The following is a 12,740-nucleotide window of genomic DNA, read 5'->3' as shown; positions in this document are numbered from 1 at the left end:
CGCACCGCCGCGGAAACGGCCCGCCTCCAGGCCGAGGCCGAACGCGCCCTCGAAGCCGCCGAAACCACCGCCGAACAGCGCCTCGCCAAGGCCGACACCGCCGCCAAGGAGCTGCGCGACCGCGGCGCGGCCGAGCTGGCGCTCGCGGCGGAGCAGGCCGAGACCGTCCGCGCCGAGGCCGGCCGCGAGCTGTCCGAGGCCCGTGCCACCGCCGCGGCGATCCGCGCCGAGGCCGGCGAGGAGCTGGAGCAGGCCCGGCGCGACGGCGAGGAGCTGGTCGAGGCCGGCCGCACCGAGGCCGCCGTCCTGGTCGAGACCGCCGAGGAGGAGGCCGCCGAGGTCCGCCAGTCGGTGGCCGGGCTGCACGAGACCGCCTCCCAGCAGATCGCCGAGCTGCGCGCCACCGCCGAGCGGGACGCCGAGGAGCTGCGCGAGCAGGCCGAGCGCGCCGCCGCCGAGGTGCGCGACACCGCCGACCGGGAGACCACCGAGCTGCGGGCGCTCGCCGACCGCGAGACCGCCGAGCTGCGCGCCGCCACCGACCACGAGGTGGCCCGGCTGCGCGAGACCGCCGAGCGCGAGACCGCCGATCTGCGCGCCAGGACCGACGCCGAGACGACCGCGCTGCGCGAGCAGACCGAGCTGGAACTGGCCGCCGACCACGAGGCCGCCGAGGCCGAGCTGGCCCGGCTGCGCGCCGAGGCGCAGGCCTACGACCAGCAGCTGCGCGCCGAGGCCGAGGACACCCTGCGCGCCGCCCTGGAGGCCGCCGAGCAGCAGCGCGCCGAGTCCGAGCAGCTGGCCGCCCGGACGGTGGCCGCCGGCGAGGACCGGGCCGCCGGCACCGTCGCCGAGGCGGAGGAGTTCGCCGCCGCGCTGCGCGCCGAGGCCGAGGAGTACGCGCTCGCCACCCGCACCCTGGCCGACGAGTACGACACCGCCACCCACGGCCGCGCCGACGCCTACGACGCCGAGGTCCGCGAGACCGCCGAACAGTTCGACAAGGCCACCCGCGCGCGGGCCAAGTCCGTGCTGGAGAAGGCCTTCGCCGACGCCGAGTCGCTCGGCGAGGACGCCCGGACCACCGCGCTGGCCACCACCGCCGCCGCCGAGGAGCAGGCGGACGCGATGGTCGCCGCCGCCCGCAAGGAGGCCGACCGGCTGGTCCTGGCCGGCGAGGCCGCCGGGCAGGAGGCCGTCGAGAAGGGCCGGGCCGACGCCGACGCGCTGCTCTCCGAGGCCCGCCGGGACGCCACCGCGATCCGCGAGCGCGCCGAGGAACTGCGCGAGCGCACCGACGCCGAGGTGGAGGCCCTGCACGAGCGCGCCCGCAAGGAGAACGCGCAGGCCATGAAGTCGGCCGGCGAGCGGGTGGACGCGCTGGTGACGGCCGCCCAGGAGCAGCTGACCGAGGCCGAGGAGCAGGCGGTGGCCACCGTCGCCGAGGCCGAGGACCGGGCGGCGGCGCTGGTCGCGGCCGCCGAGGACCGCGCCAACGAGCTGACCTCGGAGGCGTCCGCGGAGGCCAGCAAGGTCCGGCTCTCGGCCGTCCGCAAGGCCGAGGGGCTGCTGAAGGAGGCCGAGACCAAGCTCTCCAGCTCCACCGACCGCGCCGAGGCCCTGATCATCAAGGCCGAGGCCAAGCTGAAGTCCGCCCAGGACGAGGCGGAGGAGCGGCTGGACTCGGCGTCGGCCGAGGCCGAGAAGCGGCTGCGGGCCGCCGACCGGGCCGCCGACGAGCAGGTCGAGCTGGCGAAGGCGGAGGCGGAGCGGCTGCTCGCCGAGGCGCGGGCGGAGGCGAAGCGGGCCACCGACGAGGGCCGGCGCGAGCTGGACGAACTGGTGCGCCGCCGCAAGGACATCAACACCGAGATCTCCAGGGTGCAGGACGTGCTGTCCGCCCTGGAGGCCTTCGAGGCGCCGTCACCGGTCGCACAGGCCAACGGGGGAAGCAGCACCAAGAAGGACGGGGGAGCCAAGGCTGGTGCCGGAATTGGCTCTCCCCGGTCGGGTGGCAATCGCTCCAAGAACGCACCACCCGATTGAGCGGACATTGTCCGCGGGACGACGGCGTTTCGTCGCCGACACTCCGGTACCGTGTCAGGATTCCCTCAACCACCTCAGCGGTTTGACGACAGGAAGCCCAGAACCCCATGAGCGACAGTCACTCCCCTCACGGCTTCGACCTGGTGCGCCGTGGGTACGAGCGCGCCCAGGTCGACGAGCGGATCACCAAGCTGGTGGCCGACCGTGACAGTGCCTTGACCCGGATCAGCGCCCTCGAGAAGCGCATCGAGGAGCTCCACCTGGAGACCCAGACCGCCCAGGCGGCGGTCGCCGAGTCCGAGCCGTCGTACGCCGGTCTCGGTGCCCGGGTCGAGAAGATCCTGCGGCTCGCCGAGGAGGAGGCCAAGGACCTGCGCGAGGAGGCGCACCGCGCCGCCGAGCAGCACCGCGAGCTCGCCGAGGCGGCCGCCCAGCAGGTCCGCACCGAGGCCGAGAACTACGCCAAGGACCGCAAGGCCAAGGCGGAGGACGAGGGCCTGCGGATCGTCGACAAGGCCAAGAGCGACGCCGCCCAGCTGCGTGCCGAGGCCAACAAGGACGCCCAGAACAAGCGTGAGGAGGCGGACGCCCTCTTCGAGGAGACCCGCACCAAGGCCGCCCAGGCCGCGCTGGAGTTCGAGACCAACCTGGCCAAGCGCCGCGAGCAGTCCGAGCGCGACCTGGCCGCCCGTCAGGCCAAGGCCGAGAAGCGGCTGGCCGAGATCGAGCACCGCGCCGAGCAGCTCCGCCTGGAGGCGGAGAAGCTGCGCACCGACGCCGAGCGCCGCGCCCGCCAGACCGTCGAGACGGCCCAGCGCCAGTCCGAGGACATCGTGGCCGACGCCAACGCCAAGGCCGACCGCATCCGCAGCGAATCCGAGCGCGAGCTGGCGGCGCTCACCAACCGCCGCGACAGCATCAACGCCCAGCTGACCAACGTCCGCGAGATGCTGGCGACGCTGACCGGCGCGGCCGTGGCCGCCGCCTCGCTGCCGAACGACGACACCATGGGCGTCCCCGCCCAGCAGTCGCGCTGACGCGGCCCGCAGGCCCCGACGGCCCCCGCCCTCCCCGGGCGGGGGCCGTTCCCCGTTCCTCGGCCCTCCTCGGCCCGTCTCAGCGCGGGTAGGCGCCGTCCGGGCGCTGGTGCCCGCAGCTCAGCTGGTTGCCCTCGTCGTCCGAGACCGTCCCGAACCACGAGGTGCACCAGACCGACACCGAGTCCGGCCAGTACTGCACCTCGAAGGGGTGCCCGGAGCCGTAGTCCCCGTACGAGGTGACGATGAACGTCTCCCCCGGGCGCAGCCAGTAGTCCTCGCCCAGCGGCTCCAGGGTCAGTTCCAGCAGCCCGTCGGCCCGGTTGGTCACCGGCATCCGGCCGGTCACCTCCAGCGCGGAGAAGTCCCAGCCGCCGGTCTCCGCCCGCTCCTCCCTCATCCCGCCGCCACCCGCTCCAGCAGCCGCAGCGCCACCGTGTCGAACGCCTCCGGCGCCTCGATCGCGCTCAGGTGGCCGATCCCGGGGAGCACCGTCAGCTCCGCGTCCGGCAGGGCCCGCACCATCAGCTCCGCCTCGGCGAGCGGCATCAGCGCGTCGTCGGCGCCCGCCACCACGGCGGCCGGCACCCGCAGACCGGCCAGGACGTCGAGGCGCTCCGGACGGGCCGCCATGGCCCGCTGCGCCCAGGCCACGGAGGCCGGCGGGGCGGCGGCGACCAACTCCTGCACCCGGTCGGCCAGGTGCTGCGACCCCGGGGCGAGCTGGCCCTGCGCCATCCGCTCGTCGAGCAGCAGCCGGACGCTGTCCCGGGCCAGCACGGCGGAGGCGATCCGCTCCCGGTTCTCCTTGGCGGCCTGCGGATCGGCGGTGGCCTTGGTGTTGGCCAGCAGCAGGCCGGCCAGCCGGTCCGGGTGCCGCTCGGCGAAGGCCATCGCGACGTACCCGCCCATGGAGAGCCCGCCGAGCACCGCGCGGTCGATCCCGGCGGCGTCCAGCAGCCGGGCGACGTCGTCGGCGACGGTCTCCAGCGCGGGCTCCTCGGAGCCCAGTCCGCTGCCGCCGAAGCCGCGCTGGTCGGGGGCGATCACCCGGGCCCTGTCCCCGGCCGGACCGGGCAGCGCGTCCAGTTGGGCGGACCACATGGCGGCGTTGAGCGGGAAGGCGTGCAGCAGCACGAGGGGTGTTCCGGTACCGCTCTCGCGGACCGACACTGCGGAGGGGAGCTGGGTCATGGGGCCACCGTATTCCGGTGCGCCCGGCGGGCCCACTCGGCGGGCCTCCTTGTCCGCTATGTCATAGCCTGACGGAGAGTGAGGGAGCTTCCATGATCGAGTTGCACGACCTGACCAAACGTTACGGGAAGACACTGGCCGTCGACCGGCTGAGCTTCAAGGTCCCCCAGGGGGTGGTCACCGGGTTCCTCGGGCCCAACGGCGCCGGCAAGTCCACCACGATGCGCATGATCCTCGACCTCGACCGCCCCACCGGCGGCCGGGTCACCATCGACGGCAAGCGGTACGGGCAGCTGAGCGAACCGCTCAAGTACATCGGCGCCCTGCTGGAGGCCAAGGCCGTCCACCCCGGCCGCACCGCCCGCGACCACCTGCTCTGGCTCGCCCAGAGCAACCGGATCCCCGAGCGCCGGGTGGACGAGGTGCTCGCCCTGGTCGGCCTCACCCCGGTCGCCCGCAAACGCGCCCGCGGATTCTCGCTCGGTATGGGCCAGCGCCTCGGCATCGCCAGCGCGCTGCTCGGCGACCCGGAGATCGTCATGTTCGACGAACCGGTCAACGGCCTCGACCCGGAGGGCATCCTCTGGATCCGCAACCTCATGAAGCGCCTGGCCACCGAGGGCCGCACCGTCTTCGTCTCCTCCCACCTGATGAGCGAGATGGCCGTCACCGCCGACCACCTGGTGGTCATCGGCAAGGGCCGGCTGCTCGCCGACCTGCCGATGGCCGAGTTCATCCGCCGCAACTCCCGCTCCGCCGTCCGGCTGCGCAGCCCGCAGCCCGAGCGGCTGCTCGACGTGCTGGCCGGCGCCGGGCTGCGGCACGAACCCGGCCCGGGCGGCTCGTACGAGGTGGTCGACGGCGACCTCGCGGCGCTCGGCGAGCTGGCCGCCGCGAACGGCCTGGTGCTGCACGAGCTCAGCCCGCAGCAGGCCTCGCTGGAGGAGGCGTTCATGCAGATGACGGCCGACGCGGTGGAGTACCACGCCGGCGACGGGCCGGGACGCGACGCGGCCGGCGCCCCGGGCGCCTGGGGCGCCGACTGGAAGGGCGGCCCGAGCGGGCAGCCCGCTTCCCGCAGCACGGAGGAGAACTGAGATGGCGTCCTTCCCCGCGGTCCTGCGCTCCGAGTGGACCAAGATCCGCAGCGTCCGCTCGACGGTCTGGACCCTCGCCCTGACCTTCGTGGTCACCCTCGGCGTCGGCGCCCTGCTGTCGCTGCTCACCAACAACAACTTCGAGGAGTTCCGCAGCGACGACTCCCCGTTCGACGCGACCGGCACCTCCTTCGCCGGCATCATGCTCGGCGAACTGGCCATCATCGTCTTCGGCGTGCTGGCGGTCGGCAACGAGTACAGCAGCGGGATGATCCGGGTCACCCTGGCCGCCGTCCCGCAGCGCGGCACCCTGCTCACCGGCAAGGCCGTGGTGCTCGGCGCGCTGGCCCTGGCCGTCTCGCTGGTGACGGCCTTCCTCACCTTCTTCGTCGGCCAGGCGCTGCTCGGCGAGCACTCCACCTCACTGGGCGAGCCGAACGTGCTGCGCGCGGTCTTCGGCGCCGCGGTCTACCTGACGATGCTCTGCCTGTTCTCGGCCGGCGTCACCGCGATGCTGCACAACCAGACCCTGGCGCTCGGCGTGCTGGTGCCGTTCTTCTTCCTGCTCTCGCCGATCCTCTCGGCGGTGCCGGGCGCCAAGACCGTCGCCCACTACTTCCCCGACTACGCGGGCTCGCGGATGCTGCTGGTCTACGAGCAGCACGGCCAGCCGTACGGGCCGCTGGCGGGCTTCGTCATCTGCCTGGCCTGGACGCTCGCCGCGCTGGCCGGCGGGGCGCTGGTGCTGAAGAAGCGCGACGCCTGAACCCGGGCGGGCCCGGCCCGCGGGTCAGTGCTTGGGAGCGCCGCGGCCGCGGAGCAGGTTCGAGGCCCGGCGCTCCCGCGCACCCCAGCAGGCCCGGTGCCAGTGCCGCCGGTCGTCCACCCCCGCGCCGTGCATCGGCCAGGCCACCACGTGGCCCGTCCCGGGCGGGATCTCCTGGTCGCAGCCCGGGCAGCGGTAGTACCGCCCGGCGGTCCCGGCGACCGTCTGCACCACCCAGTCGTCGCCCTGGTAGTTCTCGGTCCGGCGCATCGCGCCGCCCAGCGGCGCGGCCGGCTCCGCCCGGTCACGGTCGGCGGCGCTCTTGATCCGGTTGCGTCGGGGCGACACGGCGGCTACCTCTCTACGGGGTGCGGGAACCGTTCCAGCCTACGGCCGGGCGCCGCCCGGCCGGGCCACTATCACGGCATCGGACGATGATCGGGTGTTTCTCGGGAGATCCACCCGTTTCTCCGGGAAATTGGCGCTCCGGCGTGCCATTGGCACATGACATCGGCTACTCACGAGGGGACAGGCGGGGCCCGCAGACCCTGCGCGCACCCGAGGAGGCCTCAGAAATGACCAGAAGCAGCACCATCACGGCCGTCGCCGCCGACACCGCCGGAACCCCGCTACCGGCGGTCCAGGGCGCCGCGACCGCCACCGCGGACACCGGCCCGGTCCGGGTCGGCGCCTTCCTGCTCTCCGCGCAGTTCCCCGGCCAGACCCACGGCGAGGCGCTGGACCGCACCGTGCGCGCCGCCGTCGCGGCCGAGCGGGCGGGACTGGACAGCGTCTGGCTGGCCGAGCACCACTTCGTGCCGTACGGGGTCTGCCCGAACGCCGCGACGCTGGCCGCGCTGCTGCTCGGCCGGACCCGGCGGATCGGCGTCGGCACGGCGGTCAGCGTGCTCTCCACCACGCATCCGGTGGCCCTCGGCGAACAGGCCGCGCTGCTCCACCTCACCTCCGGCGGGCGCTTCACGCTCGGGGTGGGGCGCGGCGGCCCGTGGATCGACCTGGACGTCTTCGGCAGCGGCGTGGACGCCTTCGAGGCGGGCTTCCCGGAGCGGCTCGACCTGCTGCTGCGCTGGCTGCGCGGCTCCCGGGTGGGTGCGGCCGGACCGCAGTTCAGCTTCCCCGAGGTGGCCGTGGTGCCCCGGGCAACCGAACCGCCCCGGCGCCCCGACCTCGGCGCCTGGCTGGGCCTCGACCAGCGGACCGGGGTGCTGCGCTTCCCCCGTCAGCGCCAGGACGCCGACGGCCCCGCCGAGGAGCACCTCACCACCGCCGGCCGCCCGGCGGCCGGGCCCCCGGTGGTGGTCGCCTGCACCTCGCCCGGCGGGGTCCGCACCGCCGCCGAACGCGGCCTGCCGATGCTGCTCGGCATGCACTCCGGCGACGAGGACAAGCTGCACATGCTGGAGCTGTATCGTTCCGCCTGGCTCGCCGCCGGACGCGGCGAGGAGCAGCTGCGCCGGATCAGCCGGCACCACGTCGCGGCGGGGGTGGCCCAGGTCGACGACCGCACTTCGGCGGCCCGGGCCACACTCCTGCGCGCGATGCCCGGCTGGTTCGAGTTCGGGCTCGGCGCCCACCGCACGGTGGACGGCCGGGAGCGCAAGATGCGCGACCCGCGCCAGTACACCGAACTGCTCTGCGACCTGCACGCCGTCGGCACACCGAGACAGTGCGCGGACCGGCTCCTGGCCACCGCCGAGCGGACCGGCATCCGCCGTTTCGCCTTGCTCGCCGAGGGCAGCGGCGAGCGGGAGGCGACCCTGCACAACATCGCCCGGCTCGGCTCCGAGGTCCTCCCGCAGCTGAGCTGAACCGGCCCCGTGCACGTTCCCGCCCCGAGCGCCCGGGGGCGGGCGGGCGACGGGAGTTCGACGTTCCCTAGCAGTCGCGCAGTTCCTCGGACTGGTTGAGCAGCTGTTCGCGGACCGAGGTGAACCGCTCGTAGCGCTTCTTGTTGGCGGAGGACGGCCGGAACACCGCCACCCGGTGACAGTTCTGGAAGGCCAGCTCGACACCGAAGTGCCGCTCCAGGGCACCCCGGATGGCGTTGCTGGCGAGCGCCCGCAGGAGCTGGCCGCGGGCCTGCTCGCTGGGCGGTGGCACGTGGTTGTCGGCGAAGTCGGTGCCGTCGACCTCCGTCTGGGCGACCAGCGAGCTGATCAGGTCCCAGGCGTACGGCAGGGAGACGCGGACGCAGTCGACGAACTCCCGCTCGTCGACCTCGTCCCGCTCGGCCTTCTCCAGCAGGGCCGGTGAGACGTCGAGCGACATGGGTTCTCCTCTCGCGGTCCACCCGCGCGACGCCCGGGTGGGGATGCGTAGTCCAGGTCCAAGCTGAGGGTGAGGGTGGGGACGCGTGTGTGTCCGGAACGCCGTCGGACGGGTGTGACGCCGTCGGACGGCCGTGTTTCCGGCACCGCGCCGACGCGGGGGCGCCGCCGACCGAGCGAGGGACGTCGGGCGGGGGCGCCGGCCGCTCAGAACAGCGTGGCAGTCAACGACGAGCCAGGCCGGTGATTCCGGCGGATTGCTCCGGGAATGCGCCCGGGTGCACCACATTGGCCGGATCCCGTCGGATCGTTCATCTGAAGTCTCCATCCCCGTTGACAGCGCTCCCGCAAGCAATCCGTCACACACCGTAGCGGCCTATGGTGGTGGCCGCCAGGGTGCCGACGGGCATTCGCGGGATCGCAGGGCATCCATCGTGGCGGGGTTCGCGGATTCTTCACCCGGTCGTCGTGGAATCGCATCAACTGGCCCCGGTGGGCTAGCGTGGTCGACCGTGCGTCTCGTAATTGCCCGCTGCTCAGTCGACTATGCCGGTCGGCTCTCCGCCCATCTGCCCTCCGCCACCAGGCTCATCCTGGTCAAGGCCGACGGCAGCGTCAGCATCCACGCCGACGACCGCGCCTACAAGCCGCTCAACTGGATGTCCCCGCCGTGCGTCCTCAAGGAGGCCGACGGGGTCTGGACGGTGGAGAACAAGGCCGGCGAGAAGCTCATCATCACGCTGGAGGAGGTGCTGCACGACTCCTCGCACGAGCTGGGCGTGGATCCCGGCCTCATCAAGGACGGCGTCGAGGCGCACCTCCAGGTGCTGCTCGCGGACCGGATGGAGGTGCTCGGCTCCGGCTGGTCGCTGATCCGCCGCGAGTACCCGACCGCGATCGGCCCGGTGGACATCCTGTGCCGCGACGCGGACGGCACGACGGTCGCCGTCGAGATCAAGCGGCGCGGTGAGATCGACGGTGTCGAGCAGCTCACCCGGTACCTGGAGCTGCTCAACCGGGACCCGCTGCTGGCGCCGGTGAAGGGCGTCTTCGCCGCGCAGGAGATCAAGCCGCAGGCCCGCGTGCTGGCCACCGACCGCGGCATCGGCTGCGTGGTCCTGGACTACGACGAGCTGCGCGGCATCGACGACGACAAGCTGAAGCTGTTCTGATCCGACCGGTCACGGACCGGTCGGCGGGGCCGAAGCGGGTGCCGTCGGGCTCGCCGAGCCCGACGGCGCCGCCGTCTCGGTAGGCGTCTGGGTGGCGCTCTGGCTGGGCGCCGCGGTGGTCGTGGGTACGGTCGGCTGCGTGGCCCCGCCGGTCGGCTGGGTGCCGCCGGTGCCCGCGCCTCCCCCGGCCGTGCCCCCGCCCGTCCCTCCGGCCGTTCCCCCGGTCGTTCCGCCGCCGCCGGCCCCGCCCGCCGTACCGCCGCCCGTGCCGCCCGCCGGGGGCTGCGGCGGGTTCGGGGCCGGGGGCTGCGGCGGGGCGGCGGTGGTGCTCTCCCCCGGGCTCGGCGAGCGGCTCGGCCGCTTCGACGCCGAGGGCGAGGACGAACCGGACGGCGTCCGCGAGGCGCCGCTCGGCGCGGACCCGTCCTCCGGCTCCTCCGGGGCCGGCCCGCCGGCCTCCTCCGAGGGCCCGTCGGCGCTCGACGAGGACGGCGCGGACGTCGTGGACGACGACGGCCGCGGCGCGGTGGAGCGCGGCGGGACACCCGCGCCGGGCAGCAGGGAGCCGTCGTCCCGGCTGCTGTGCGGGTCGGGGCCCTTCCCCCCGTCCGCCGTGGTCATCCCGACCGCCGTGCCGAGCACACCCAGCGCCAGGACCGCCGCCGAGGCGGCGATCGCCGTGCGTTTGGTGCCCAGCCGCAGCGGCACCCGGGCGATGGCCCGCAGCCCGGGCCGGCGGACCGGCGCCGCCTTGGCCGGTGCGGCGGGCGGCAACTGGCGGCCCTCGGCGCGCAGCAGGTCGAGCATCCGACGCGCCCCGGCCAGCCCGCGCTGCTCGCCGATCGCGCCCCGCAGCGCCAGCGCGGCCTCCAACTCGGCGGCGGCCCGGCCGGGTTCGTGGGCGCAGACGGCGTACACCCCAAGCTCGTGGTGGAACCAGGCCTCGGCGGCCCGGTCGCCGGTCCGCCGGGCGGCCTCCAGGCCGAGCTGCAGGGCGCGCTCCCAGGCCCCCCAGCGCAGCGCCAGCGCCAGCGCGGGGGCCGCCGCCCGGGCCAGCCGCAGCACCGCGTCGTGCCGTCCGGCGGTCCGGTCGGCCAGCAGGACGCCGATCACCACCTCCGCCTCGGCGGCGATCTGCGGCAGCGAGACCGAGGAGTGGCCGACCCACCAGGCGAAGTGCTGGGCGGCGCCGTCGGCGCTGCCGCGGGCCGGCCAGTGCGGGGCGAGCAGCTCCTGCGCCCCGGCGGTGAGCCGGTGGTGGCCGCCGATCGAGACGGCCAGCCCGGCGTCGGCGAGTTCGGCCAGCGCGCTCTCGCCCTGGCCGACGTCGATCAGCGCGGGCAGGTGCGGGGCGGTCGGGCACTCCCCGCCGAGCGCCACGGCGAGCCGCAGCACGGCCTGCCCGGTCTCGCTCAGTCCCTCGGCGAGCCGGACGGCGGGCAGCGTGGACTCGGCGACCGAGGGCAGCGGCACGGTGTCGCGCAGCGCGGCCTCGCGGACCGCCGGGTCGGGGTGGTGGACGGGCTCCTCCACCGCCCCGAAGACGTCCATCCGGTCCTCCTCGGCGGCGACCAGCGCGTCCACCGCGACGTCCCGCTGGCGCAGCAGCGCGGCGGCCTGGACGAAGCGCAGCGGCAGGCCCTCGGACTCGAACCAGAGGTCCACCGCCCAGGCCTTCTCGGCGGCGTCCAGGGGCCGCCCGGCCAGCCGGGCGGCGAGGGCCAGGCAGGCGGGCCGGGAGAGGCCGGCGACCAGGTGGTCCCGGAGCCGGGAGTCCGCCGGGAGCAGCGGGCCGTCCGGGGCGCCGGAGATCAGGAAGGCGCAGTCGGGGGCGGCGCCGAGCAGGGCCTCCAGTTCGGCGCCGGCGGGCGCGACCTCGTCGATGACGACGATCGCGCCGACCCGGGCGAGGTGGTCGACCAGCTGACCGGGATCGGGGCGGTAGCCGGGGGCGTGGTGGGTGGCCGCGAAGAGGTCCTGGAGCAGGTCGGCGGCGGTGCGGCGGTGGCCGCAGAGCTGGACCACGCCGCCGGGGGCGAGGCCGCCGGCCGCCTCGGCGACGGCGGACAGCAGGGCGCTGCGGCCGGAGCCGGCCTGGCCGACCAGGCGTATCGAGCGGCCTTCGGCGAGCAGGCCGAGCAGCTGGGCGATGTCGGCCTCGCGGTCGAGCAGCGGCAGGTCGGCGGGCCCGGCGCCGAGGGCGAGCGGGCCGACCCGGCGGTCGGCGTCGCCGCCGGGACCCCGGCCGGACGCGCCGGGTTCGGTGCGGCGGGGCCGGGGGCGCCACTCCTCGGGGCAGGGCCGCACCTCGGAGCCCTCGGGGCCGCCGACGGTCACCAGCAGTCCGCCGGAGACCAGTTCACCGCTCCGGGTTCGCACGGACTCCTGCCGGAAGTCACCGGTTGGCTGTGCCACGTTCTGCTCCGCCCCACGCTCGCGCCGTCAACCCGTAGCGGCCGCCGCGCCCGGCAAGGGCGGGCCGGGCGGCCGTGTCCTGACGCCAGACTCTCGCACATCCGCCCCCGCCCGCGCAGCGTCGTGCCCCGACCGTTCCCGGGCTCGGGGGCGGGCGGGGGGCCGGGGGGGTTCGGGGGGGCGGAAGGGCAGCGGTCAGAGGGCCGGGAGGGTGGCGCCGCGGGCGTCGGCGGCGACGCCCTCGACGGCGAGGATGCGGTGCAGCCGGGTGGCCACCAGCAGGCGCTGGAGCTGGGCGGGGACGGAGCGGAGCACCAGGCGGCGCCCGATCCGGCCGGCCCGGCGGTGGGTGCCCATGATCACGCCCAGGCCGGTGGCGTCCCAGAACTCCAGGCGGGCGAGGTCGAGGACGAGGTCGCCGAGGCCGCCGTCGACGGCCTGGTGCAGCCGGGCCCGCGCGTCGGCGGCGGTGCGCACGTCGAGGCGGCCTTCGATGGCCAGCGCCGCGTGGTCGCCGGTGATGCGCATGCTCTCCTCCTCCGCGTGGCGGGCCTGGGGTACGGGTGTGCGGGTGTCGGTGGGTCCGGGTGTCGCCGGCGGTCTCGGGCCGGAGGGGCGGTGGCGGTCCGGGCGCCGGGCGGGCCCCGCGGCCCCACGCGCCGGCCCCGGCCGGAATGCCGGGTTCCCCTGTCATCCATCTGACGGCGAGCCGGCCCCCTGGGTTG

11 protein-coding genes and 1 pseudogene are annotated in these 12,740 nt (G+C 75.3%); 6 read left to right on the top strand and 6 right to left on the bottom strand.

The window, feature by feature from the left end:
* Window positions 1-2,046: pseudogene (locus ACFVFS_RS08260) on the top strand (hypothetical protein); the annotation flags it as partial.
* Between the two features lie 107 nt (window positions 2,047-2,153).
* Window positions 2,154-3,083 carry a cellulose-binding protein gene (locus ACFVFS_RS08255; RefSeq protein WP_376091496.1) on the top strand — a complete coding sequence of 310 codons (930 nt, stop codon included), beginning with the start codon at window positions 2,154-2,156 and terminating at the stop codon, window positions 3,081-3,083.
* Window positions 3,084-3,162: 79 nt separating this feature from the next.
* Here the strand turns inward: ACFVFS_RS08255 and ACFVFS_RS08250 are convergent, their stop codons facing one another.
* Together ACFVFS_RS08250 and ACFVFS_RS08245 are read right to left on the bottom strand one after the other, a co-directional pair.
* A complete protein-coding gene (locus ACFVFS_RS08250; protein ID WP_344345576.1) occupies window positions 3,163-3,483 on the bottom strand; it encodes a hypothetical protein in 321 nt (106 codons plus the stop codon).
* A complete protein-coding gene (locus tag ACFVFS_RS08245; protein WP_380621456.1) occupies window positions 3,480-4,277 on the bottom strand; it encodes an alpha/beta fold hydrolase in 798 nt (265 codons plus the stop codon). Before ACFVFS_RS08245 ends, ACFVFS_RS08250 begins: the two co-directional genes overlap by 4 nt.
* Before the next feature lie 92 nt (window positions 4,278-4,369).
* Here ACFVFS_RS08245 and ACFVFS_RS08240 point away from each other — a divergent pair, with 92 nt between their 5' ends.
* Both ACFVFS_RS08240 and ACFVFS_RS08235 read left to right on the top strand, forming a co-directional pair.
* Entirely contained in the window at window positions 4,370-5,374 is a 1,005-nt protein-coding gene (locus tag ACFVFS_RS08240; RefSeq protein WP_380621454.1) for an ABC transporter ATP-binding protein, read from the top strand.
* A 1-nt stretch (window position 5,375) separates the two neighbouring features.
* Window positions 5,376-6,140, top strand: a complete 765-nt coding sequence (locus tag ACFVFS_RS08235) for an ABC transporter permease subunit (protein WP_380621452.1) — start codon at window positions 5,376-5,378, stop codon at window positions 6,138-6,140.
* 24 nt (window positions 6,141-6,164) lie between these two features.
* On the opposite strand, the gene ACFVFS_RS08230 is transcribed toward ACFVFS_RS08235, so the two are convergent.
* Window positions 6,165-6,488, bottom strand: a complete 324-nt coding sequence (locus ACFVFS_RS08230; RefSeq protein ID WP_380621450.1) for an ATP/GTP-binding protein — start codon at window positions 6,486-6,488, stop codon at window positions 6,165-6,167.
* Window positions 6,489-6,715: 227 nt separating this feature from the next.
* On the opposite strand from ACFVFS_RS08230, the gene ACFVFS_RS08225 reads away from it, so the two are divergent.
* Entirely contained in the window at window positions 6,716-7,969 is a 1,254-nt protein-coding gene (locus ACFVFS_RS08225; RefSeq protein ID WP_380621448.1) for an LLM class flavin-dependent oxidoreductase, read from the top strand.
* A 67-nt stretch (window positions 7,970-8,036) separates the two neighbouring features.
* Here ACFVFS_RS08225 and ACFVFS_RS08220 read toward each other — a convergent pair whose 3' ends face one another.
* Window positions 8,037-8,429, bottom strand: coding sequence for an SCO5389 family protein (locus ACFVFS_RS08220; protein WP_380621446.1), 393 nt, complete (start codon window positions 8,427-8,429; stop codon window positions 8,037-8,039).
* A gap of 511 nt (window positions 8,430-8,940) precedes the next feature.
* On the opposite strand from ACFVFS_RS08220, the gene nucS reads away from it, so the two are divergent.
* Window positions 8,941-9,600 carry an endonuclease NucS gene (gene nucS / locus ACFVFS_RS08215; protein WP_380621444.1) on the top strand — a complete coding sequence of 220 codons (660 nt, stop codon included), beginning with the start codon at window positions 8,941-8,943 and terminating at the stop codon, window positions 9,598-9,600.
* A gap of 9 nt (window positions 9,601-9,609) precedes the next feature.
* On the opposite strand, the gene ACFVFS_RS08210 is transcribed toward nucS, so the two are convergent.
* Together ACFVFS_RS08210 and ACFVFS_RS08205 are read right to left on the bottom strand one after the other, a co-directional pair.
* Window positions 9,610-11,979 (bottom strand): ATP-binding protein, encoded by a 2,370-nt coding sequence (locus tag ACFVFS_RS08210; RefSeq protein ID WP_380621442.1) that lies wholly within the window; start codon window positions 11,977-11,979, stop codon window positions 9,610-9,612.
* A gap of 231 nt (window positions 11,980-12,210) precedes the next feature.
* A complete protein-coding gene (locus ACFVFS_RS08205) occupies window positions 12,211-12,543 on the bottom strand; it encodes an STAS domain-containing protein (protein ID WP_380621440.1) in 333 nt (110 codons plus the stop codon).
* Between the last annotated feature and the right edge of the window lie 197 nt (window positions 12,544-12,740).

Origin of the sequence: Kitasatospora sp. NPDC057692 (genome assembly GCF_042799475.1) — a bacterium.
Taxonomy (GTDB): Bacteria; Actinomycetota; Actinomycetes; order Streptomycetales; family Streptomycetaceae; genus Kitasatospora.
The sequence above is the reverse complement of the archived record's forward strand: the minus strand, read 5'-3'. Positions and strand labels throughout refer to the sequence as shown.